The 24,420-nt window shown below is 51.1% G+C and carries 16 protein-coding genes; 13 read left to right on the top strand and 3 right to left on the bottom strand.

The annotated features are described in order from the left end of the window. Window positions 1-56 precede the first annotated feature (56 nt). From Q5866_RS08680 to Q5866_RS08640, 9 genes are all read left to right on the top strand, one after another. Complete coding sequence (locus Q5866_RS08680) at window positions 57-1,313, top strand: DUF3575 domain-containing protein (RefSeq protein WP_292269900.1); 1,257 nt, start codon at window positions 57-59, stop codon at window positions 1,311-1,313. Beyond that, complete coding sequence (locus Q5866_RS08675) at window positions 1,310-2,320, top strand: DUF5119 domain-containing protein (RefSeq protein ID WP_292269897.1); 1,011 nt, start codon at window positions 1,310-1,312, stop codon at window positions 2,318-2,320. The genes Q5866_RS08680 and Q5866_RS08675 overlap by 4 nt, the downstream gene beginning before the upstream one ends. 30 nt (window positions 2,321-2,350) lie before the next feature. Further along, window positions 2,351-3,496 carry a fimbrillin family protein gene (locus Q5866_RS08670; protein WP_303179850.1) on the top strand — a complete coding sequence of 382 codons (1,146 nt, stop codon included), beginning with the start codon at window positions 2,351-2,353 and terminating at the stop codon, window positions 3,494-3,496. A gap of 139 nt (window positions 3,497-3,635) precedes the next feature. Beyond that, complete coding sequence (locus Q5866_RS08665; protein ID WP_292269893.1) at window positions 3,636-4,634, top strand: fimbrillin family protein; 999 nt, start codon at window positions 3,636-3,638, stop codon at window positions 4,632-4,634. A 22-nt stretch (window positions 4,635-4,656) separates the two neighbouring features. Continuing rightward, window positions 4,657-5,571 carry a fimbrillin family protein gene (locus tag Q5866_RS08660; protein ID WP_292269891.1) on the top strand — a complete coding sequence of 305 codons (915 nt, stop codon included), beginning with the start codon at window positions 4,657-4,659 and terminating at the stop codon, window positions 5,569-5,571. Continuing rightward, window positions 5,568-6,551: a fimbrillin family protein gene (locus tag Q5866_RS08655; RefSeq protein ID WP_292269888.1), complete on the top strand. Its 984-nt coding sequence runs from the start codon at window positions 5,568-5,570 to the stop codon at window positions 6,549-6,551. The genes Q5866_RS08660 and Q5866_RS08655 overlap by 4 nt, the downstream gene beginning before the upstream one ends. A gap of 10 nt (window positions 6,552-6,561) precedes the next feature. Further along, complete coding sequence (locus Q5866_RS08650) at window positions 6,562-8,055, top strand: hypothetical protein (protein WP_292269886.1); 1,494 nt, start codon at window positions 6,562-6,564, stop codon at window positions 8,053-8,055. Between the two features lie 13 nt (window positions 8,056-8,068). Continuing rightward, window positions 8,069-11,104 carry a DUF4906 domain-containing protein gene (locus Q5866_RS08645; RefSeq protein ID WP_303179849.1) on the top strand — a complete coding sequence of 1,012 codons (3,036 nt, stop codon included), beginning with the start codon at window positions 8,069-8,071 and terminating at the stop codon, window positions 11,102-11,104. Next, window positions 11,028-11,399 carry an HU family DNA-binding protein gene (locus Q5866_RS08640; protein ID WP_292269881.1) on the top strand — a complete coding sequence of 124 codons (372 nt, stop codon included), beginning with the start codon at window positions 11,028-11,030 and terminating at the stop codon, window positions 11,397-11,399. Before Q5866_RS08645 ends, Q5866_RS08640 begins: the two co-directional genes overlap by 77 nt. Before the next feature lie 69 nt (window positions 11,400-11,468). On the opposite strand, the gene Q5866_RS08635 is transcribed toward Q5866_RS08640, so the two are convergent. Both Q5866_RS08635 and Q5866_RS08630 read right to left on the bottom strand, forming a co-directional pair. Next, on the bottom strand, window positions 11,469-13,796 hold the full coding sequence (locus Q5866_RS08635; protein WP_303179848.1) for a BamA/TamA family outer membrane protein: 2,328 nt from the start codon (window positions 13,794-13,796) through the stop codon (window positions 11,469-11,471). Beyond that, window positions 13,777-18,522: a translocation/assembly module TamB domain-containing protein gene (locus Q5866_RS08630; RefSeq protein WP_303179847.1), complete on the bottom strand. Its 4,746-nt coding sequence runs from the start codon at window positions 18,520-18,522 to the stop codon at window positions 13,777-13,779. The genes Q5866_RS08635 and Q5866_RS08630 overlap by 20 nt, the downstream gene beginning before the upstream one ends. Before the next feature lie 344 nt (window positions 18,523-18,866). On the opposite strand from Q5866_RS08630, the gene Q5866_RS08625 reads away from it, so the two are divergent. The 4 genes from Q5866_RS08625 (at window position 18,867) to Q5866_RS08610 (ending at window position 23,129) form a co-directional block, all read left to right on the top strand. Further along, the gene (locus tag Q5866_RS08625) at window positions 18,867-20,411 is read left to right on the top strand and encodes an acyl-CoA carboxylase subunit beta (RefSeq protein WP_303179846.1); all 1,545 of its coding nucleotides are present in this window, start codon (window positions 18,867-18,869) and stop codon (window positions 20,409-20,411) included. 18 nt (window positions 20,412-20,429) lie between these two features. Next, entirely contained in the window at window positions 20,430-20,744 is a 315-nt protein-coding gene (locus Q5866_RS08620) for a biotin/lipoyl-containing protein (protein WP_099294330.1), read from the top strand. 45 nt (window positions 20,745-20,789) lie between these two features. Further along, a complete protein-coding gene (locus Q5866_RS08615; RefSeq protein ID WP_099294332.1) occupies window positions 20,790-21,707 on the top strand; it encodes an ABC transporter ATP-binding protein in 918 nt (305 codons plus the stop codon). A gap of 81 nt (window positions 21,708-21,788) precedes the next feature. Next, the gene (locus Q5866_RS08610; protein WP_099294334.1) at window positions 21,789-23,129 is read left to right on the top strand and encodes an ABC transporter permease; all 1,341 of its coding nucleotides are present in this window, start codon (window positions 21,789-21,791) and stop codon (window positions 23,127-23,129) included. Between the two features lie 33 nt (window positions 23,130-23,162). Here the strand turns inward: Q5866_RS08610 and Q5866_RS08605 are convergent, their stop codons facing one another. Then, complete coding sequence (locus Q5866_RS08605; protein WP_099294335.1) at window positions 23,163-24,413, bottom strand: DUF1015 domain-containing protein; 1,251 nt, start codon at window positions 24,411-24,413, stop codon at window positions 23,163-23,165. Between the last annotated feature and the right edge of the window lie 7 nt (window positions 24,414-24,420).

Here is a 24,420-nt window from a genome sequence, read left to right as displayed (position 1 = left end):
GATACACGGAAAACGCAACTTAACGATGTGTAGCGTGCTAAATATAAGAACAAAAAATGTATGTAGAGAGAATTACAATTATTGTTACTCTATTATTAATTGCAACAATAGGGGTAAAGGCGCAAGAAAAATGCCGGAACGGAGAAACGGAGGTTTCCGTGAATTTCCGTTGGGATCGGGCTGTTCTTGATTTCAATTACATGGGGACGGGAAAAACGTTTGCCGATCTGGCGGGATTAATCCGCCGCGTCGGTATCGCGAATATAGACACGATCGTGGTGGTGTCCTACTCCTCGCCGGAAGGGCGGTACGCTTACAACCTGAAACTGTCTGACCGACGGGCAATGGCGATGAACAAGTACCTCGCCCGGGAATACAGCGCCCTCGCGGAGCGGATCATGGTGAAGGCGGACGGGGAAGCGTGGCACCTCTTCCGTGCCAAGGTGCTGTTTGACAAAACACTGGACGAAAACACCCGCCGTGCCGTTCTGGCAATCATTGATTCAGACCTTCATCCCGACACGAAGAAACTACGACTCAAAGCGCTGGACGGGGGACGCCTGTACCACTACTTTATAAAAAACCACTTCGCCGACCTGCGGCGCTCGTTTATCCGCGTGATCTATTTCGCCGGCGAGCCGCCCGTACCGAGAAGCGGGCTTACCCCCGCGGTGGCGGCGGCGTTGCCCGTCCCGGTATTGACCCCGGTGACGTTCTCTCTGCCGGCAGCAACGGGAAAGGACGCGAGGGGGAAGAAAACGATCGTCGCGCTGAAAACCAATTTGCTCTACGACCTACTCACCGCCTTGAACGTCGAGATAGAGATTCCCATCGGCAAGCGCTTCTCCGTGGCGGTGGAGGACGTGTTCCCGTGGTGGAGCTGGGGACCGAACGACCGGAAATACTGCTTCCAGATGTGGGAAATGGGCGTGGAGCCGCGATGGTGGTTCCGGCGGACGGACGAACGGGAGGTGTTGAGCGGGCAATTCGTCGGGGTGTACGGGATGTCGGCGAAGTACGACATACAGTGGAACACGAAATGGTGTTACCAAGGCGAGTACTGGTCGGCGGGTGTCACCTACGGCTACGCCAAGAAGATCAGCCGCCGTTTCAACCTGGAGTTCTCCGCCTCGGCGGGATACGTGTCCGGCGACTACCGCCATTACGAGCCGAGCGGCGATTACGAGCACCTGTACCGCGACCGTTACAAGACGGGGCGGGTAGGTTATTTCGGGCTGACGAAACTGAAAGTGGCGTTGGTTTGCCCGATCAATATCCCCGTGAAGGGGAAGAAAGGAGGGACGGCGCTATGAAGAGGATAAATACACGGGTGACGGTTTTCCTGGCGGCGGTGCTGCTGCTGGCGGGAGGGTGCCACAGGCGTCCGCTGGAGGATGCCAGCAACTCGACGGCATTGCGGGTGGCGGTGAACATCAAGGCGATCATGAACGTGACGTGCGACATATACAACGAGAAAATACCGGTGCCCGCCATCGAGCCGGAAATGATGCGGGTGCTGTTCTACGACCCGGTGAGCAAGGCGATAGCGGCGGAAACGTACATTTCCGACATCACGTATGCCGAGGACGGCACCCGTTGCCTTGAAGGGGACATCAGCGTGCGCCCGGGGACATACGAGATGCTGATTTATAATTTCGACACCGAATCGACCATGATACGCAACGACGGGCGGTTCGCGACCATCGAGGCATACACCGACAGGGTGGCAGCGTCCATACAGAGCAATTTCGGGGGACGGGCGGACGAGGAGAGCTACATGGTCTACGAACCCGACCACCTGGTGGTGGCGCGCAGCGAGCGGGAAACCATCCCCTTCCACGAGGGGCTGCACGTGGTGAAGACGGATGCCGAGTCGATCGTGGAAACCTACTACCTGCAAATCAAAGTGGACGGCTTGCAGTACGTGTCGAGCGCCCGGGCGGTGCTGACGGGCATGGTACCCTCCAACCGATTTGGGCTTAACGAGTGCGCCACCTCGCCGCCCGCCACGCTCTATTTCACGCTGCGAAAGAGCGACGACAAGGGCGTCGATGTCCTCGCCACGGTGTTCAACACCTTCGGGCGTATCGACAAGCGCACGAATAACCTGTCGGTGACTTTCGACATCCGCACCACGGACGGACGCGTCGTGAAGCGCGATTTCGACATCACTCCCCTCTTCTCCAGCGAGGATTGCGTCAAGCGACACTGGCTGTTGCTGGAGGAAACAATCAAGATCGACCCTCCCGCCTCCGCGGGTGGCGGCTTCGACCCCACCGTGGACGACTGGGAAGACGAACACCACGATATAGAATTATAAATTATATATATAATTAAAATAGAACACAAAATGATGATTAACGTTAATGAATTGACAATGAAAAAAATGATTCTATTTGCAGCTGCCGCTTGTGTAGCACTCGCGAGCTGCGTGAAAAACGAGATTACCCCGGAAGGGGAAAGCGAAAGTAACGTACTTTCTTATCAAGCCGTAATAGGTAAGGCTGTTAGCCGTGCTCAAACGAATTACAAAAATGTACCTTTTGGTTCGTATGCTTTTTTCCTTGCAAATGGTAAGAATTGGGATACTGATAAAGCTACGGCAGAAATGTACATTAATAATGCAGCTATTTCTTATGATGAAAGTGGAAGTACACTCCAAGGCATAACATTTGCAGCGGATACTTGGCATGATACCACGACTGTTCATTATTGGCCGAAACAAGGTTCGTTGACATTTTTTGCTTATTCCCCGAAAACCCTTCCTACCGGAGCTTCCTTGACATGTACAAAGGATGATGGCATCAAAGTTACAGATTTCAATGTCAATACAATCTCCAATACCGATTTTATGGTTGCCGAAATTGCAAAAGATAGAACTGCTAATTCAACGACAGGTGGAACTACACTTGGAGGTGATAAGTCCTATTATCGTACAGGTGTTCCAACCTTGTTCAAGCATAAATTGACTCAAATCGGTTTTACCGTAAAAACTGATCGTGATTATACAAATGATCATGATGGAACTGCCAATAAAAAATATCAAGCAGGGGATAAAGTTATCAAACTAACAGGTATTACCATCGAAAAAGTAAAGAATATAGGAACATACACGCAAACCCCTACTGAAAGTTGGAGTGCCCAAACAGAAAGCGTAGATTACACGCATTTTAGCGGAAACCAAGCAGTTACTTCAACTGCAGTAACTGCAAAAAATGCTAACGCTCAAACAATCATGCTACCACAAACATTCAGTACTGACGACCAACTCGTGAAAATTACCTACACGATTACTACCTATACAAGTGAAAACGACTCTACAACCGAGACCGTCACTGAAACCAAGAAACTTAAAGAATTAGGGAATTGGGAGATAAATAAAAACATCACTTACGGGATTACAATTAATCTAGCAGGTACAGATGGTAGCGGCGTTATCCTTTGGGATCCGGCTGTTGAAGATTGGACGCCGACTGACAACGGTATTACTATTTAACCACCCATCAAAGACCACCCGTTGCGTTGGGGTATAACAACGCTACTACCATAGGTCGTGGGGAATTGACTCTCCCCACGGTCACACGAAAAAGATAAAGGATTTACCACCCCGGCGGGGTGAAACAAGAGAGGTAAAGATGAGAAAAAGGATAATCATACTGATGGCGGGGGTGAGTGCGGCGCTTGCCGGGTGCGTGAAGGAGGAGGCGGGCGGCAGCCTTGCCCCGGGAGAGATTTCCTACCGGGTGGTGCAGGGCAACACCGCACGGGCAGACATGACGGGAAAGACGGAGTACCCGAAGGAGGTGCCCTTCGCATCGTATGCTTACTTCTTGCCCGCGGGAAAAGCGTGGAACACCCACAAGGGCGACGCCGAGATGTATATCAACAACGCGAAAATCGAGCATGATGCAGGTAACAACAGCTGGCACGCCGCCACCACTTACTACTGGCCCAAGCAAGGCTCGTTGACGTTCTTCGCCTACTCGCCCGCGACGATTGCCTCGCACGGGGGATTCTCGCGCGGCAAAGAAGGCATCACCCTGACCGGGTGGAACGTCAACGCCAACTCCGGCGTTGACTTCATGGTGGCGGACATCGCCGCGGACAAGCGGGGAAACGAGGATAACTACGCGTACAACGGGGTGCCCACGCTGTTCCGCCACAAGCTGGCACGCGTCAGTGTGAAGGCGAGGTTGGACAATACTTACGACGGTAAAACCGTACGGCTGAAATCGGTAACACTAACCTACATCTATACCGAGGGAGATTACGCCAACAACAACTGGACGGGACAGCGCGACGCGAGATACATCGGGCAGTACAGCAACCAGACGGGGCAGCCCCTCACCGCGACAGCGGCAATAGACGCGGGCACCCAGAAACGGATCGTGATGCCCCAGGCGCTGGCGGCGAATGCCGGTTTCAATATCGCGTATGAGGTGACGACGGACGCCACCGGGGTAACCGAATCGTTCACGAAAGATATTTTGATAAAAAGCGTCACCCCGGCGTGGTACATGAACACGGACATCACCTACACGCTGATCATCAGCCTCGGCACCAACTACATCGAGTTCGACACGACGGTAACGGATTGGGTGGAACACGGCGGCACGGGTTTGACGATCGAGTGATTTTCATTGAAAGAGAGAGAACATGATAAACAAAGTGATCATACACGGGTTGATAGCATGGCTGGCGGCAGCAGCAGCCGGTTGCACCGACAACCGCGACGCCCGCGAGGAAGCGGTAGCACTTCGTTTCCGTGCCGTGCTGGAGCAGAACTCCCGGGGCGGGGCGGCGAACCCCTGTGCCTACCCGGCAGACATCCCCTTCGGGGTATGGGCGCTATCGTTGCCGGGGGACAGGAAGTGGGACGACCACGCCGACCGGGCGGAAATGTTCCTCGACGACTGTCGCGCGACGTGGAGCGGGGAGGCGTGGACGACGGACACCCCGTGCCACTGGCCTCCCGACAAGCGGCGTGCCACGTTCTTCGCTTATTCCCCCTGCAGCTTTCCCGCCGTGTTCTCGACGGAGCGGGGCATCGAGTTCAAGGGCTTCGACTTGGCAACGGACACCGCCGACCTGATGTTCGCCGGACCGATAGCCGACCGGTCGGGAGGAACGTCGGGAGGAACGGTACAGGTGCCCTTCGCGAGGGCGCTGTGCGCCGTGGACTTCCGGGTGCAAACGCCGGTGCCGGAAGGTACCGTCATCCGCCTGCGGCGGCTCGCCCTCGAGGGGGTGGCGTTCAAGGGGGACTTCCGCTCGCTGCCCGAACCGGCGTGGAGCGTGACGGGCGACACGGGAGAGGCGGTGTTCTTCGAGGGCGACCTGACGCTGGACGAGACGGAACAAGCGGCGGGAAAGCCGCTGTTCATGCTACCGCAGCGGGCGCGGGTGACCGTGAAAGCGACCTGCGACATCGAGCACGGCGGCAACGCGACCACCGGGCGGGAATTGAAAACCGACGCCGTGCTGACGTGGGGATGCGGGAAACGCCGCGGCTACACCCTGAAAGTGACCCCGGACACTCTGGTATTCACAACTGACATATTAAAGCCATGAAACGCGAACTTTTATACATACTCGCGGGAGGAATCCTGCTAGCCGCCTGCTCGAGGGACGCGGATGAACCGACGAGAAGGGAACTGAGTTTCACCACCGGGCTCACCGACAGCACCGGAGCCGCACCGACGAATACCCCGGCGGCGAGAGGGACGGACGGGACTCCCGTCACCGGCGCCGGACTGAAGACCGAGGGCAACACCTTTGCCGTTTACTCGGAATACTCGCTCGGCAGCCAACCAGTGCAAACGTTCGACAACCAACCGCAAGCGGTAACCTACGCGGGCGGCGGGTGGACATACGCCCCGAAAAAGGCGTGGGTCAACTCGGCGAACTACAAGTTCCGGGCATACTACCCCTCCACCGCCGCGGTGGAAGGCACCACCTCGAGCGCCAACCTGCTGACGGTGGAATACAATATCGCCCGCGACAATTTCGACCTGCTGGTGGCTTACGCCGAACGGTATCCCGCCGCCGAAGGATACGGCGCCGTCACGATGCCATTCAAGCATGCCCTCGCGGCACTCCGCTTCGAGATCAAGTACGACGACGACGTAAACACCACCGACCGGGTGACCAAGGCATACTTGCGGGACATCTGCGTGGTCGGGCTCATGACGTTCGGCGGTACTCCCTCCGACCGCATCGTCTGGTACAAATCGTACTCCGACACCGAGCCGCGCTACACGTGGGAAGGGGTGAAAGAGTTCGGCGCGGGTAATACCCGCAAAGCAACCGTCTACGACGGGGAGGGCATCGTGTTCGCCATCCCGCAAGCGGTAGGGGAAAAGACCACCGCCTTCCACTTCCTCACCGAGGCGGAAGGCAATACCCCCCACGTGGCATATATCCCGGCGGTGACATGGGAACCGGGAAAGGTGTACACCTACACGATCACGCTTAGCGGCTCCGCGCTACACGTGGCGGTCAGCATAAAAGAGTGGAAAACCATCCGTTCGAACGCGGATATATACATATAATTCCAGCACGATGAAGAGATTGAAAAACAAGATACTATCATGGGGCACCGCGATGCTTCTACTCGCCGGGGCAGGCTGCGGGGACAACGGCACGGCATTGCCCTCCCCCGGGAACGAGGGTGCCCGCAACGCCTCCCTGGCAATCGCGATAGGCAGAAGCGCGTCCCGCGCGGCAAAAGACGGGGACGCGATGAAAAACTTGACCGTGTTGCTCGCGAACGGCACCTCGATCGCGGCACGCGACATATCGAACCCGGAAGCCGCCTCCCGAACGGTGACGTTCGAGAACCTCTCGCGAGGTCCTTACACGCTTTACATCGTTGCCAACGCCCCGGAGGGGTTAGACCTCTCGACGACGGCGTACGCTCCCGGGGCAACACTGCCCGCCGAGTTTGCCGATCGGCTGCTTGCCGCGCTATCGGGTACCGCGTCTCCCTCGTACGACGACACCGGGGGGATGCCCCTGACACTGGTGAAGGAAATCATGGTAGTTCCCGGCACGAACAACGTGTCCGCCGAACTGGAACGGGTGGTGGGACGATTCAGCGTTTCCATCCATAACCACGCGGACAATAAAACGCTTTGCATCCGGGAGGTGAGGCTGTCCGACTTTAACGCGAGTAGCGGCTACCTCTTTAACCGCGACAACACGATACCGCCCGGCAATACTTACCGGGCATTCCCGGCGGCGGCGGGGGTAATCGCCATCCCGGAACACGGTAGCGCAAACGCTTTTGACGAGTACCTTTACGAGAACAAAGCCCCTGCCTACGAAATGGCAATCGAGGGAGCGATTTTCGAGGGGACGATGGCTACCCCGGTGACATATAGTGTCAACAAAACTATCGGCAGCAACGAAACATCCATTAGCAACACGAATAACACGTACGTCATCCGCAGCTATTCGGATGACTCTTATTACCTCTACATGAACGGGACGACATTATCGGCAAAAGTACCCGCCAACGACAATGAATTAATCAACGACAAGAATTACCATTGGCAATTTTCAGGAACGAGTTCGGGCACGATAAAAAATGTCGGGACGGGACGCTATATCACGATATCGGATGGCACATTAAGTACCGGAACGAGCGGTTCGACTTTCAATTTCGGGATTTCTTACGGTATTTATTTTAGAGCAAGCGCAGGGAGAACACGTTATTTTATCAACCGGGACGGAACGAACATTAATACAACAAGTAGAAGTAATAATAATCCCCCAAACAATAATAACAACTGTCGCTGGTACCTGTGCCTATACACCGAAACCGAAGCATGGCAAGACGGCAACGGCACCCTCGCAAACCCGCTAAAAGACTTTTCCACCACCATCCCGATCAATTACCTCACCCCCTCCGGGGCGACGGTGCCACTGGAATACATTTACCGGAACGAGCATGTTCACACGACGGTGAACGTTTTCTACAACGAGAACTACGGCATATTCAACCTCGAGGTGATCCCGTGGGAAAAGAAAACAGCCGAAATTACATTCGATTAAAAAACACGATACCATGAAAAGATTATCCGTATACTGCATCCTGCTGATTGCCGCGCTGGCGGGTTGTTCCCGCGAAACGATAGACGTGCCGGGAGAGAAAGCCGCCCCCCTGGTGATCAGCTTCGGGAGCGAGAGCAACGTCACCGTCCTGTCGCGCAGCACGCTGGGCGACTACCCGGAGAACCGGGTTCACAACATCTACATCGCCGTGTTCAACAGCGAGGGGCAAAAGGTGTACACCCACTTTTTCGACGCCGACAACCTGAAAGCGAAAGCCGCCGACGTGGAGAGCGCAACGGATGCCTGCTGGTACGTTTCGAACACCACCGATGCCTCGAATAGCCGGACGACGGGGTGCATCAAGATTCCCGTCAACCCGGGCACGGGATACACTCTCTACGGCATCTCCAACCTGGACGCCGACATGGTGAACGTCAGCAGCGACCGGCTGGGTGCCGAGATCACCGCGGAGGCAGACCTCAAGGACTTCGTCGTCACGCTGAACCAGAACGTCATCTCGCGGAACGGGTATTTCCCCATGAGCGGGGTGGTCGACGGCGTAACCGTGGACAATTCCGGCTACATTAAAGCGGACGGCAATACAGCCAACTTGCAACTGCGCCGGATGGACGCGAAAGTGCGTTTCGTGTTCCAAACGGGCACAACGCCCGATGCCAACGGACAGGTGATCAAAAGCTTCACGCCCGGGCAGTGGAAGGTGGTAAACATCCCGCGCAAAACGTACGTCCTACCCTACGCGGAACGGGGCATAACGGCAACCGCAGGGTATGATGCCGGCACTACTGCCGACGACTTCTTCGCGAGCAACGCGGTACAATTCGAGAAATTCCCCACGGAAACGCGAAGCGAGTTCTCGTTCTACATGCTCGAGAACCGGATGACGCCGAAAAAGACCGCCGCGAAGTTCGCCGACCGCGACCGCCAAGTGAAGACGGCAGAGGGATTGAACGGGGAATGGGAGTACGCGAACGACCTGTCCACGTACGTCGTGGTCACCGGGCGGGTGGAGATGGACCTGGTGAACGATGACGCCGGGCAAACACTGGGCGGAGAGGTACAATACATCATCCACCTCGGGGACTTCGGGACGAACGGCAGCCCCAACGACTTCAGCACGCACCGCAACACCTCGTACACCTACACCGTGACCGTCAACAGCGTCAACAACATCCGGGTGGAGGTAGACACCGAAACAACTGAAAACCAACCGGGAGCGACCGGAACCATCACCATAGCCAAAGAAGAAATAGCGCTTTGCGACGCCCACTACGTCGCCAAAACGCTCACCTTCCACGCCAAGCATATCACCGACGACCTGACGTGGTACGTCAAGACCCCTTTCTGCGACGGGAAACCGCAGCTCATCGAGGGAGAGGACGTCCCCACGGGACTGGACTACAAGTGGTGCCACTTCCGCCTGAACGAGAAAAACACCGCCGGGAACTATTACGAGAACAGGCGCCGGAAATACACCCCGGACGCCTACGACGCCGTCACTAACCCCGGCGGGGAAATGGATATCATAACGCTGGTAAAGTACATCAAAGCCCAAAAGAAACTCTACGACGACCCGCTACGGCGAGACGAGAGTGCGTTCGACAACACCCCCGAGGCGGACGGGGGACCGAAAATCTGCCTCACGGTACACGTCGACGAGTACTATTACGACGCCCACCCCATCACGGGCGAAAAGCGCACCACGCTGTGGAAAGAATTCGTCAACCAACCCGACCGCATGATGCACATCCTCTGTAACTCGAACATCAGCAAGGACCAAGAAAGCCGCTCCACGGGCAGCGTGGTCACCATCCAGCAGAAATCCATACAGTCGATATTCGATACCCGGGTGAGCAACACCTCGTTCTCCACGGCATGGGGCATGGAGCATAAGGATGAATACCCGGATATATGGACGTACGGGAAAGGGGTACAGATAAATAGTTCCGGGGTTGTTTCACCTTCCGAAAACAGGGGAAACAACGAGCTTTACAACGGTCGCCTGAACACGATGAGAGAGTGGGGACTGGTTAACGCCAACGGCACAACCTTCGATACCGAGGTTCCATGGGATCGTTACATGGCAGTAGAGGTGGAAAACGACATCCCCGAGTTGTCGGACGAGTACCGCTACTTGCGCTACTCCTGCATGACACGCAACCGGGACAACAACGGCAACGGGAAAATCGACCAGGATGAAGTACGATGGTACCTGGCTTCCATCCGGCAACTCGTCGGCGTGTGGATCGGTGCCGACGTGATCGACCATGACGGACGATTGTACAACCGCACGGCAACCGAAATGGACAGTAACGACGAAGGCGTGTGGCGGCAACATATCATTTCAAGTACCGCGTACGCGGACAACAGCAACAACCCCACCGTTGTCTGGGGCGAAGAGGGATCCGCCACCGGCGACCTAGGAGGTTCGTACGTGTGGTCAAACAAAAAAGTTACCCGATGGAGTGTCCGTTGCGTACGCAATCTCGGTACCGCGAACGAAACGAAAACCGAGGGCTACGATTTGACAGAAACCCCCAACGATTACATCGACGTCACCGAAAACACGGACGGGAGTTACACGTTTGACAACATCAACCTCAACCAGACCGCGATGCGCTATTACACCTCGCGCGAACTGGATTATGACGACGAGTTGTCGGAACAGAACCGGGTGTACAAAAAATTCGAGGCGGCACCGTCAGCCAGCGCGAAAACGTTCGGGGCAACAAACTTCCAAAACATGAATGACGCGGTTTCCAAACAATCGACCAACCCCTATTGCCCCCCGGGATACCGGTTGCCCAACCAACGGGAATTGACCCTGATGAGGTACTATATTCCCGCGAATTTCTGGTCAGGCACCCCGTTTACCCGCACGTATTACTCGATGGGAAGTTTAACCGACGGGAAATACAAAGGCAAAACCAACAGAACCGGGTACGGGTATAGCGGTGGAAACATATTCCTCGATCAAGGCAGCACGACGACCACCGTCCGCTGCGTCAAGGATATCTATTCCGCGGATTGAAAATCTATTAAAAACAACCTATAATACACGATTTATGAATAAAAGAGAATTAGCAGCACTAGTAGCGGAACGAGCGGGTATCGCCAAAGGCGACGCCGCAAAAGCCGTGCAAGCCATGATCGAATGCATGACCGAAACACTGCAAGCGGGAGGACGGATAACGTTAATGGGATTCGGTTCGTTCTTCCCGTACGAACGCCCTCCCAGAACAACTTACAACCTGTACACGAAGGAGATGCAACACCTTGACGCCCGGAAAGTAGTCAAATTCAGACCCACTTTCCAGAAGCGGTGAGGTATCTCCTTGTGCTCTCCCGGGAGAGCACAAGGAGATAGCGGGCTTACAAATACCAATCACAGCACCCTAGAACGGGTAGCCGATAGCCAGATGGAACGCCAACCCGTCCTTAAATTTGGAAATATTGTAATATCCCGGTTTATCGGGATTCTTGTAAGGGGTATGCAAAGCAACACCCAAATCCCCGCGGATAACGATAAAACCGATGTCATAGCGCAACCCGCAACCTGTTCCCAGTGCAATCTCGTTCAGCAAGCCCGCCAGCTTGAATTCTCCCCCCGGACGCTTGGGGTCATTCCGCAACAACCACACGTTACCGGCATCCAAGAAAATTGCCCCGTTCAGGCTTCCCGCTATTTTAAAGCGCAACTCGATATTTCCTTCCAGTTTTATATCCCCGGTCTGGTCGAGATATGCCGTCTTGTTATCACTTTTCTGGTGATAGCTACCCGGCCCGATGGAACGAATCGTGAAAGCCCGGATGCTGTTGGCTCCCCCGATATAAAATTGCTCGCTATACGGCATCACGCTTGAATTGCCGTAAGCGTACCCGAGCCCTCCCATGAAACGAGTGGCGATCAACGAATTTTCGGTCAGTTTCCGGTAAACAATAATCTCGGAAGTACCTTTCAGAAACTGGGAATAGGTGTTACCGAATATCGTTTTCCCCTCTCCCTTGTGATTCCCCGACAAGTACTGTATCACGGACAACAAGTTTCCCGCCGACATGATCATATTTTGCCAGTACAACCGGTTCGGGTTACGGGAAGTCCCCTGTCGGTCATACGTGTAGGTGTATGCCATCGAGGGTATAAACTGATTCTTGAAACTCATCGCTATTGCCGGATTATTATCCATCGTTTCGTCAAATTCCTTTGAAGTCCGCAACAAATGGGTATAACTGAGCTTCAACGGGGTGATCGTGTGATACTTCCGGTAGGAAGACTGGAAATCATAACTGAATGATCCCGTGAATGAAATCATCCGGAAAAATGTATGACGGTTCAGGAAATCCACTCCGATTTGGAAATGCGTGCGTTCGGGAAAATCTTTCGTGCTTTTCAAGAAATTGGGAACCAACAAGCGAGGTACCGACAAACCGATATTCACGCCCAACTCGTAGGAATTGATTAATCCGGATTTCGAGTTGCCTTGCTTGTTACCGACCTCCCACTCGTATGCCCCGTTCAACTTGAAAGACAGATTCTCTCCTCCCCGGAACAGGTTTTTGTTGGTGATACCGAGAGTCAGTCCCGGTCCCAGCAAGTTGTTGGATTTCGAGGATACGTCCACCTCTACCTCGGTTTCGATCGGTAAATCGTACACCGCGTTAATTCCAAAATTCAATTTGCCGAATCCGTCCGTCCTTGCCGTGTCCGCACGGGTGACGTTCAGATTCGTGTATTTAAAAATCCCCAAACGGGCAAGGCTTGTCTGCGTGCGATTCTGCCGTCGGAAAGAGTAAATATCTCCCGGCAATAAATACATCGAACGAGCCAGCACTTTGGGTTTTACACCCAACGGTTTCGTGTATTTTACATTTATCTCTTTGTAAGCTAGCGAATCGGTCGTTTCCGACTCATCGGGTTCCTCCAGCACCAGTTCTACACTCCCGATCTTGTAAGGTTGCAACGCGACAACCGGAACACCATGTTTCAAGGCGATACGAACATCAGCCACCCGCTTTTCCCGTGTCGTGTCGGCAAGAAACTCGATATAGTCCGATTGGAAATAATAGTAACCGTTGTTCCTCAACAATTGGGTGATACGCTCCCGCTCGTCTTCCATCGAGTAAACACTGTATTCAGCCCCTTTTGTCAAAAGGCAACGCTGTTTCCTCCTCTGCAACAAACTATCCATGCGTCCTTTCCATCCCCAGAACTCGATATTGCCAAACATATACGGTTCGGGTACACGCACGTGATAGCTGATTTTCGCTTTCTTGGGATTGCGCTTGTTGGGGATGATCTCGTAACTCGTTTCCACCCCGAAATACCCGTAATCCCGGGCAGCGTTCTCCACCGCTTTCAAGCGCAATTCCGGTTGCACGTCGCTAATCAATACCGGTTTCTTCGCCAACTTCTTGTACAACCAGTGTTTCAGACCTTTCTCTTTTTTGATGTTCCAATTGTACACCCACAGACCGATGGGGAAAGGCGAACGCACGTACGGGGCGAACAACGGGTTGTTGGGGGGATAGGACATCGGGTTGGAAATCGCGGAACTCTGCGCCCCTTGCAACTTGACTCCTTCCGCCGTTTCTATTTTCATTTTTTTCACCCCGGTGTACAACACTTCACCTTCCGTCAGTTTTTTGGTCTGCGAACAAGACGCGCCCAACAGTAGCAAAGCTACCGTCACGGGTATATATATTCTATTTATCAGACTTTTCATTTTCTATTCGCCGTGTTTCTTTCTTTTCCACTTTCGTTTTCTTCTTTCGCCGGAATATATCCCGGAATTTCTGGTAATTCTTCCGTAACACCACACCGATACCGGTTTGAGTGACTTCGCCCTCCAACACGCTCTCGTAACCCGTGTGCCGGAATATTTTAAGGAAGAAATTGGGATTCTTCCCAAACAGGTATTCCACAGCAATATCATCGACCAGATTCTCCTCCACGCCCCCAGCTGCCGGATCATTATCCGTGGATATACGTCCCCCGACTTTCACCCGAACCCGGTTATTGAACAGCCGTTTCGAGAATTGGTAGGAGTAATCCGTCTTCTTCGACTCGCCCGCCTCCGATACCTGATTGTATGTATTGATGCCGAAAGTCAAATCCATGTTCTTCAAATGTTTTCTCGACCATTGATTCAACTCCCGTTCCACGAAATTATTGATCGCGTTATCGGAAGCGTTTGATTTGGCTACCGTACCGGGTCCCGAGTAAGACCCGTATATCATCATATTCATCGCCTCTCTGGATCTTTCTTCGGGAGTCATCGCCGCCAACTGGTTCTGTATCGTGATATCCCCCTCGGCGGCAAGGTCGAAAGTGATATCCGGCTTCTCCAACGTGTTGGTAATCCGTATTATCGCCTTGAAATTCACCAGACGGGATTTCTGGCTATCATCCGTGACACTCGCGGAGATCGTTTCTGCCGCCATAATATTCAGTGTCGGGTTGGCAATATCTCCTGTCCATTCCACGTAATTGCCATCCTGTATCTTGAAATCTTTCTGCCCGATCACCGGCAAGCCGTAAGACACGATTCCGCTAGACAGCACGTAGCGCCCCACGAGGCGACTCTCTCCCACCGGACTCAGCGTGTAGGTCAAACTCCCTCCCCCGTTGATGGAAACCCGGTTCTGCCCGTTAGCGGACAACAACACGTTCAAACTTACCAGCGGGGCGATATTCACGGACATCAACAAGTCCAGACTGACCGCGCGGATTTGCTTCAGTTGGTCATCCTCCGCCACTTCCGTACTATCCCGGAAAGACACGAAACGCACGAGATCAACACTCCGGTCGGTCACGGACAAAGGAGCGGACTTCAACGTGTAGTACACTTCGCTGTTATCCAACAGATTAATATTTCCCCGAATCTTCAACGCGTCTAACATTCCTTTCAAGGTTGCCGACACGTCGACAAACAATTTCCCGTAAACCATTGTTTCGTCGTTTTCCTGCACCTTCATCGCTTGGAAATTACGAGCCGTGACGGATGCATCCATCTCGATACTGGAGAATGAAGCAAAGTTCACGTCCCCCTGCAATTCCAGTCGTTGCTTATTCGGGGCAATCAGCCCGAAATGATTAAATTTCAATAAATTATTCCGAATCGTGATGGTAGAGGTATCTATCTTGAAGGTCGTTCCCACCGGAAGCGCTTCCACTTCTCCCTCTCTGAAACTCAAATTGCCGTCAATCAAAGGTTGGCTCATATTCCCCTTGATACGGAACGCTCCGACCATATCCCCGCCCAGACGAATCATCCCCGGCGGCGTGAAGGCTCCTGCCACCCGTAGCGGTAATTTCGGTATCCCTATATTCAAATCCATGTTCTGATCATCCGGTCCGGTCATCATCTTGCCCCGCGCCAATAGAGCCTGTTGCCCGTCCACGGCAAGGGTAAAATCGACATCATGCTCGGTCTGTCGCGACAAGCGGTATTTTATACCCATATCCAAGTTCCCGATCCGCTCCTGTTGATAATTAAATTCATTTATCGTGATATTTCCACCCACGTCGATCACCTTGTTTTTACTGTGCATCTGTAAATCAACGCCCAGCATACCGGACATATCCGGGATAAAACTCAACACATCGGAGATATGCCCCAGATCAATACCTTTTATATCCACGACCAATGATTCCGGTTCCCGGTTCGCTCCTTCCTCCGACACCAACCGGATACGCTTGTCCCCGTTCAACAACTGCAAGTTTGCCGCCGGAATTTCGCCTTGTTTCAGACGAACAAAGTTTCCCCGGTTCACTTGCCAAGACACGTATCCCAACACCAACGGGTCCGGGGATATACTCACGCTGACAGCACTGTCCTGAAAAGCGATATTCGCCCCGATGTTAAAGATCTCTCCGTCTTTATTCTCCCGTTCCCGCAATCTCACGTTTACCTGATCGTGTTCCACCGAGCCTTCCGCGGTCAATTGCGACAATGCTTTCAATTGATTTTTTGCCCCGAACACGTTCACCCCGTAGCGTAAAGCCACGCCTTGACCGTGAGCGTTCATGAACACGCTATCAATCACGAAACCCTCGATGTCCAACCCGAAAACCCCGGCATCCATCTTGAAGTGGGACTCGGTATCCGTCCCCAGTTCTATACCTACACGCTTGAAGCGCATCCCGTTATTCTTCAGGTAACTGTTTAATATGTTCTTTTGGGCAGCATCGATTGTCAAACTGAAATCCGGCAACACCTCCCCCAATTGTTCCATATTAAAATCGTGTATTTCCAGTTGTCCGGCAAGCAGTTCTCCCGCTTTGGCAAATTGCCGAGCCAATAAATAACCGTTCCCTTTCCCGTTAAACTTCACGCTCAAATCTCCAGCGTCCACGTTCAATCGGGTACGATTGTCCTCCCCGGCGAACGATATATTTAAATCCCCCAACTGCCGGGTTCCGACATCTTTCAAAACGATATCCGTGAAATCGGCTTTTAGAGCGGAAGTACTGTCCGTGTTCAATTCTCCCTGCAACGTCAATCCCAGAGAGAACGCCAGTTCTTCTGGCATAAAATGCAATCCTTTCAAGTCCGCGTTCCGGATATCACTTTCAATCTTTGCCTCGTATCCCTTGTCGCCGGCGGTAAGCTGGAATTTCATATCCATATCCAACTCTTTATTACCACTTGCCAAAGCCCCGTTCAGCACACCCTCTTTCAACACGGCATTCAACGTGATATCTTTATAATCGTAACCATTGTATTGCAATAATGCCAAAGCTAAATTCACTTTGCCCGCCGCCGTTTTCAAATCCAATCCTTTCCCCGAGGCGGAAAGCGTGGCGGAAACCATTCCCAATGAATCCTTCGGCATAAATTCATTCAACGCGAACTCCCGCAAACGAACTCCCGCATAATAGGAATTATCTTTCATCCCGTAACCGGCGACCATATTCAGACTTCCTTGTCGGGGGCTAACTCCCACTTTGACTCTCGCAGTCTGATCCGCCATATGTAAATCGGCATTCAACTTCAAATTATCCGGCACAACCACGCCTGCCTCCTCCCCGTCGCCCAAGAACGGCGCGAAAAAACGCCCGTTCCGAACAGTCAACGATACCCGGTAATCCGCGACCATCTGTTCCATATCGGTAATAGAAGAAACTTTTCCGCTACTTTCCAACAAAAAATCATTTCCGGCACCCACGTTCAGGTGTTCGACATTCAATCGCTCGATCTCCCCATTCAATAATCCGGCAAGCGAAAACGTTTTATCCTGTAAAAAAGATTCCATTAATTTATTCGTGTCCGGCATAAACAAAAGTATATCCTTCCCCCCTATCGTACCGTTTATCGACAAGCGCAAAGGAGTATTCATCCCGAATCCGGTAAGCCCGCTAGCCGCTTGCACGTTCATCCCTAACCGGCTATAAGCCGTTTTCAATGACAGATTGGAAACGTTAGACTTATCGCTCCCGACATTTACCCGACAGGATAAATTCCGCAAATCAAGCCCGTTCCCTTCTTTCAACTGCAATCGCTGCACGATAGCCGCTATCTCCGTTCCCCGGTTAAACACGCTGTCCACTTGCAATGAAAGAGCCGATACCCGTATCGCCTCCGGAAATCTTTCCTCTGCCACACTTATTCCGCGAGGCTTCATTAAAAAACGACTATCCGCCAACTCGACCTTCCCGGCATGTACTACCCACGGCATACTCCCCGTGGAATCCTGTACCGCGTCCTCCCCGCCCGAAGTGGCATCCGCGAGCGTCAGCACCTCACAATATCCCCGTACCAATAGTATGGAATCCAGATTTATCGTCTGTTCCCCAAGATGTATCTCCGCTTCCCTCAAGCGTCCTTCGCCCACTCCTGCGCGGATTTGTCCCATGGGCAACCCGTCCATCACGCAGTCGACACTATCCAACAGCAACTCGCCCACCCGGAACTTCCAACGTGCCGGCTCTCCCGGCTGTGTGGTGTCCGGCTCACTTTCACCCAAGTTCATGAAAACCGTTCCGCCATGCAAGGAAACCGTAGGAATGTCAGCCTCTTGCTTCGCCAGATTCAACCTGTCCATACGAAGATTCAGTTCATGGAGTGCCACTTTCATTTTCATTCCCGAAAGCGTATCCCCGAAGTTCACTGCCGCATTCTCTATCACCAACCGTCGCACTTCAATCTCCTTCTTCAACAATTTCGATAAAGCGACATTTACTTGAATCAGGTCAGCACTCAGCATCGTGTCCCGCTCCGTCTTTCCAAAATAAATTCTTTCCACGGCCAAGTCTAACGGGAATTTCAACAGTACACGCCCCACGGAAAGTTTCATACCCATGTTACGCTCCACGTATTGCTCCGCCTTTCCCGTCACGAAATTCTGTATACCGGGAATGTACAAAAGAATCATAACAAGCACTACCAAGGTGAAAAGCCCCAGTATAACCCTGAATATATATTTTAATATCCTACGTAAAATCTTCATTCTATCTTCATTTCGAAGGTTGTAAACCAATTGCAAAACTACAATTATTTCTTCAAATCCCACGGGTAACACGGAAAACTCCTTCCACATGCCCCCCACCACTCCCGCAAAACAGAATGTAAATTTTACGCATGAAACTTGTTTCGTGTTACGAAAACAGAACAAAAACACGATGGGGGGCAAAAAAACATTTCACCATTCAACACTCAATGTATCAATATATTATCCCAAACACCCCCGAACAGGTGTTTTTTTCTCCGTTTTTTTTCGTAATTTTGCAGACTGGGTAGGTAGGATTTTGTATTGAGTTGAAACCTATCATTTACAAACATAAATTATTACTTATGTCACTTAAAAGAAATGTTCTTGATTTAAGGAAGAGAAAAGAGATTGTTCTTCAAGGTGGTGGCGAAGAGGCTATTAAGAAGCAAGCTGCAATGGGAAAGTTGACAGCCCGGGAGCGTATTGAAGCAATACTCGACAAAGATTCTTTCCACGAGTACGACATGTTCGTTGAGCATCAGTCAAAAGATTTTGATATGGATAAAAAGGTTCTGCATGGTGATGGTGTTATCATCGGAACCGGTACTATTTATGGAGAACCCGTGTGTATCTATGCCCAAGACTTCACTGTTGCCGGTGGTTCATTAGGCTTGATGCATGCCCGCAAGATCACCAAAATCATGGACCACGCTCTGAAAATGAGAGTGCCCTTGATCGGGATCAACGACTCGGGAGGTGCTCGTATTCAAGAAGGAGTTGACTCTCTGGCAGGATACGGGGAAATCTTCTTCCGTAACACGCAGGCATCCGGAGTTATTCCTCAATTATCCGTCATTCTCGGTCCTTGCGCGGGAGGTGCCGTGTATTCACCCGCTTTGACTGACTTCGTGTTCGTGGTGGACAACATCTCGAAAATGTTTATCACGGGACCGGAAGTGGTGAAAACCGTACTCGGTGAAGTGGTAACGATGGAAGAACTCGGGGGTGCCAGAGTGCACAGTGAAGTCAGCGGTAACGCCCATTTCTTCGCACACTCGGAGTACGAATGTTTCGAACAGATCAAAAAACTATTGACCTTTATCCCGTGGAGTAACGAGGCGAAAGCCAAACCGTTCCCCTCCAAACCGCCGAAACCGGAGTACAAAATCGAAAAGATTGTTCCCGCCGATCCCACTCAACCTTACGACGTGAGAGATATTATCCGGGCGGTTGCCGATGACTCGGACTTCCTTGAAATACAACAGGAATTTGCCAAAAATATCGTGGTCGGATTCGGACGTATCGACGGAGAAACTATCGGTTTCGTGGCAAATCAACCTTCCGTGTTAGCGGGAGTACTGGATTGCGATTCATCGGATAAAGCGGGACGTTTCATCCGCTTCTGTGACGCATTCAATATCCCGATCGTGACCTTCGAAGATATGCCGGGTTACTTGCCGGGCGTGGAACAAGAACACATGGGTGTTATCCGTCATGGGGCAAAAGTGCTTTACGCGTATAGCGAGGCGACCGTACCCAAGATTACCGTGATCCTGCGGAAAGCGTACGGCGGAGGTTACATCGCCATGAACTCGCGCCACTTGAAAGCAGACTTCATGTTCGCATGGCCGACAGCAGAGATTGCCGTAATGGGACCGGAAGGAGCCGCTAACATTATCTTCAAGAAAGAGATCATGTCAGCAGAGAATCCGGAGGAAATGCGCAAGATCAAAGTTGCCGAATATCGCGAGAAATTCGCTAACCCCTATGTGGCTGCATCCAAAGGGTACATTGATTCTGTCATCGAACCCGAGGAAACCCGGAAAATTTTGAAACACTCTATCGAGGTATCCAGCAATAAGTCGGTATTAACCCCGGCAAAGAAACATGGTATTCCTCCATTTTAATCTTAAATTATACCACGAATGAGTACACCAAAATATGACTTATTAGAAATTGACGGCTTACAATACAAAACCCAATTCACGGAGAAATTTATCAACCGCAAGAAATGGGAAAAACCCGACCCGGGAGCCGTCCTCACGTACATACCCGGTTCTATTATCGACATGTACGTGAAAGAAGGTCAGGAAGTGAAAGCCGGAGACTTATTATGCCTCCTGCAAGCCATGAAAATGCATAACAAAATTCTGGCCCCTATAAGCGGAACTGTCGTTAAAATCCATGTAAATAAAGGCGACAAAATTCCCAAAGACGCTTTAATGTTTGAAATAAAATAACCTTCAAAGGCTGCCCTTTCGGCAGCCTTTGCTTACTAAACGAATATGAGTTTCTTTAAAGCTATAAACATCGTCAAGACATATGCCAATCACAAGGCGCTGGATGATGTTTCCATCAATATCCCGGAAGGCTCGATTTACGGATTACTAGGTCCGAACGGAGCCGGGAAAACCTCATTAATCCGTATCATCAATCAAATCACCGCTCCTGATTCGGGCGAAATCTATTTCCGGGGTGAACATCTGAAACCATCTGACGTCAATCGCATCGGTTATCTTCCGGAAGAGCGAGGACTCTACAAGAAGATGAAAGTCGGAGAACAAGCCGTCTATCTGGCTCGTTTAAAAGGAATCAGCAAAAGTGATTCCATTACCCGATTGAAAATGTGGTTCGAGAAATTCGGCATAGAGGCTTGGTGGGACAAAAAGGTAGAAGAACTCTCCAAAGGAATGGCGCAGAAGGTGCAGTTTATCACAACCGTGTTACATGAACCGGAGTTGCTGATATTCGACGAGCCTTTCAGCGGGTTTGACCCGATCAACGTGGAATTATTGAAAAAGGAGATATTGGAACTTCGCAAAAAAGGAACGACAATCATCTTTTCCACTCACAACATGGGATCAGTCGAAGAGATTTGCAGCCATATCGCTCTCATTAACAAATCCCGGAAAATCATCGAAGGCCCGATTAACCAGATTCGGGAAAAATATGCCAGCAATACCTATCAATTAAGTTGTCGCTACAACCCGGAATTTAACCCGGAACTCGTTGTCGGCTCGGAATTCGAGGTAGTATCCCAGCGTGTCGAAGATGAACGCCAAGATATTATCTTACAACAGAACACGTATTGTTCGGCAAATACTCTCCTGTCCAGAGTGCTGCCGAAAGCGGACATAATCTCTTACCAGAAGATTATTCCCAGCATGAACGATATTTTCATCAAACTGGTTAAAGAACAATAGAATATTAAGCTATAATAATTCAAATTGAAGCTTGTGAATGATTCTTCATTTTCAATTTTCAATTTTCAATTTTCAATTAAAATGAACAAGATATTCATCATCATAAGCCGGGAGTTCTCCACAAGGGTACGTAAAAAAACATTTCTGGTCGTTACCATTTTCGTCCCGATCCTGTTCGCGTTGTTTTACGCATTCCTGATGTGGATGCTATTGCGTGACGACACGCAAAAGAGAACGATAGCCGTGATCAACGAATCGAGTCTCGAAACCCCATTCCAGAAGATTAATAACACGACTTTCCAATACATTGACCATGACATACCGGAAAGCGATTATGCCGAGTTTCTGAAAAAGAATGACTATTACGCCATTACCAGAGTGCCGGCAAACGTTATGACTCATGCCGAAATTCCGGTATTCTCGACATCACAGGTACCCATGGAATTAAAAAATGAACTGGCCGCACAGCTACGACAGAATATCGAGAGTATCAAGCGAGCCGAAGTCATAGCCAAAAGTCAGGTACCTAACCTTGAACAAGAATTGGACGCGGCAAAGACACCTGTATTAGTCAGAACCTTGTTAGTCACGGATAAAGGAGATACGAAAGAGGGTTCTTCGGAAATCACTTCCATTATCGGGTTAGTGGCAGGAATGATTATCTATTTCTTTGTCTTCATGTACGCTTCCCAAGTCATGAAAGGCGTCATTGAAGAAAAGACGAACCGTATCATTGAAGTTCTCGTTTCTTCCGTGAAACCATTCCAATTCTTGTTGGGAAAAATCATCGGTGTTGCCGCCGTGGGACTTGTGCAATTTCTGATCTGGATTGTTCTCGGCGGAATAATTATGATCGCGTTTCAAGCGTTGTTTATGCCCAACTTGGACTTGGAAGCATTGAAAAACGCAAGTGACCTCACGATGTTCGCACAGAGTTCCGAGATAAACACGGAACAGTTAGCCGTGATTCAGAATCTGGCAAAGACGATCGATCCCGCGTTTATCATGAAATTCCTTGCAGCATTCCTTTTCTATTTTATCGGGGGATACTTACTCTACGCGTCACTCTTCGCCGCGATCGGTGCAGCAGTGGATAACGAAACCGATTCCCAACAATTCATGACACCGCTCTCTATCATATTGGTAGTAGCCCTTTATATCGGTGTCGCTGCCATGAAAAGCCCCGAATCGCCCATGGTATTCTGGAGTTCTCTTATCCCGTTCACTTCCCCGGTAGTGATGCTCGTGCGCATCCCGTTCGGGGTCCCGGCATGGGAGATCGCTACTTCCATGGGATTACTGGTTGCTTCCTTCCTGTTCTTCACATGGCTATCGGGCAAGATATACCGGGTAGGTATCCTGATGTACGGGAAAAAGGTCACGTGGAAAGAACTTTACAAATGGCTTAAATACAAGGCATAAAAAAAAGCGGCTCCCGCCGCTTTTTTTATTTTATCAAATCTTATGGATTACCATTCCTGAACGCAACTTCGGCTCAAACCAAGTTGTCTTCGGGGGCATAATATTCCCGGTATCGGCAATATTAATCAATTGCTCCATAGACACAGGATATAAAGCGAAAGCCACTTTCATCTCTCCATTGTCAACACGACGCTTCAATTCACCCAACCCACGGATACCACCAACGAAATCAATCCGTTTGGAAGTACGCAAATCCTGAATGTCAAGGATGTCAGCCAACACGTGATTAGAAAGAATCGTTACGTCCAATACTCCGATCGGATCGTTATCATCGTAGCTTCCGGGTTTAGCGGTCAATTTATACCATCTTCCATCCAAATACATGCTGAATTCATGCAATTTAGCCGGGTGGTAAATCTCCGTACCCATATCTTCAACCGTGAAATGTTCACCCAATTTAGCCATCAATTGCTCCTCGGTCAAACCGTTCAGATCTTTCACCACGCGGTTGTAATCGATAATTTTCAATTGATGATCCGGGAAATGAACAGCCATGAAGAAGTTATACTCTTCTGTTCCGTTGTGGTTCGGGTTCTTAGCGCTGAATTCGGCACCGATACGAGCGGCAGCAGCCGTTCTGTGGTGTCCGTCCGCAACATAAGTGTAAGGCACTTTGGTGGCGAACAATTCTTCCAGACGCTTGTTCGTATCCGGGCAGTTGATAGCCCAGAAATGATGACCGAAACCGTCTTCTGCCACGAAATCGTAGTCAGCTTTCCGGCTCTTCACGATATCCTCAACGATAGCATCGATTTCCGGTACAGCCTTGTAAGCGAAGAACACAGGCTCCAAATTAGCTTTCACGTAACGGGTCAGAATCATACGATCCTCTTCCTTGTCGGGACGAGTCAACTCGTGTTTCTTGATAATACCGTTCACGTAATCCTCGCAAGCAGCACATCCCACGATACCGTATTGTGTTCTTCCGTCCATGGTTTGGGCGTAGATATAGAATTTTGCGTCCTCATCTTGTACTAACCATCCCTTGTCTTGGAACATATTGAAGTTCTCAACACTCTTGTTATAAACTGTTTCGGAATGAATATCCGTTCCAGCGGGACAGTCGATTTCGGCTCTGGTCACATGTAATAATGAACGAGGTTTACCGGCTGCCATTTGTGCAGCTTCTTCCGAGTTCATCACGTCATAAGGCAGACAAGCCAACTCCTCGCAAATTTCTTGAGAGGGAGTACGCAATCCTTTAAATGGTTTTACTATTGCCATATATTGA

The sequence above is a fragment of the uncultured Butyricimonas sp. genome (genome assembly GCF_959596855.1).
In the GTDB taxonomy this organism is placed as follows: domain Bacteria; phylum Bacteroidota; class Bacteroidia; order Bacteroidales; family Marinifilaceae; genus Butyricimonas; species Butyricimonas muris.
This window is presented reverse-complemented; position numbering and strand designations above follow the sequence as displayed.

What these genes read in the sequence shown, in the direction of transcription:
- Q5866_RS08655 (WP_292269888.1), top strand. Translation starts at nt 5,568, where the DNA reads ATGAAACGCGAACTTTTATACATACTCGCGGGAGGAATCCTGCTAGCC.
- Q5866_RS08665 (WP_292269893.1), top strand. Translation starts at nt 3,636, where the DNA reads ATGAGAAAAAGGATAATCATACTGATGGCGGGGGTGAGTGCGGCGCTT.
- Q5866_RS08610 (WP_099294334.1), top strand. Translation starts at nt 21,789, where the DNA reads ATGAACAAGATATTCATCATCATAAGCCGGGAGTTCTCCACAAGGGTA.
- Q5866_RS08630 (WP_303179847.1), bottom strand. Translation starts at nt 18,522, where the DNA reads ATGAAGATTTTACGTAGGATATTAAAATATATATTCAGGGTTATACTG.
- Q5866_RS08675 (WP_292269897.1), top strand. Translation starts at nt 1,310, where the DNA reads ATGAAGAGGATAAATACACGGGTGACGGTTTTCCTGGCGGCGGTGCTG.
- Q5866_RS08615 (WP_099294332.1), top strand. Translation starts at nt 20,790, where the DNA reads ATGAGTTTCTTTAAAGCTATAAACATCGTCAAGACATATGCCAATCAC.
- Q5866_RS08670 (WP_303179850.1), top strand. Translation starts at nt 2,351, where the DNA reads ATGATGATTAACGTTAATGAATTGACAATGAAAAAAATGATTCTATTT.
- Q5866_RS08605 (WP_099294335.1), bottom strand. Translation starts at nt 24,413, where the DNA reads ATGGCAATAGTAAAACCATTTAAAGGATTGCGTACTCCCTCTCAAGAA.
- Q5866_RS08650 (WP_292269886.1), top strand. Translation starts at nt 6,562, where the DNA reads ATGAAGAGATTGAAAAACAAGATACTATCATGGGGCACCGCGATGCTT.
- Q5866_RS08635 (WP_303179848.1), bottom strand. Translation starts at nt 13,796, where the DNA reads ATGAAAAGTCTGATAAATAGAATATATATACCCGTGACGGTAGCTTTG.
- Q5866_RS08625 (WP_303179846.1), top strand. Translation starts at nt 18,867, where the DNA reads ATGTCACTTAAAAGAAATGTTCTTGATTTAAGGAAGAGAAAAGAGATT.
- Q5866_RS08645 (WP_303179849.1), top strand. Translation starts at nt 8,069, where the DNA reads ATGAAAAGATTATCCGTATACTGCATCCTGCTGATTGCCGCGCTGGCG.
- Q5866_RS08680 (WP_292269900.1), top strand. Translation starts at nt 57, where the DNA reads ATGTATGTAGAGAGAATTACAATTATTGTTACTCTATTATTAATTGCA.
- Q5866_RS08660 (WP_292269891.1), top strand. Translation starts at nt 4,657, where the DNA reads ATGATAAACAAAGTGATCATACACGGGTTGATAGCATGGCTGGCGGCA.
- Q5866_RS08620 (WP_099294330.1), top strand. Translation starts at nt 20,430, where the DNA reads ATGAGTACACCAAAATATGACTTATTAGAAATTGACGGCTTACAATAC.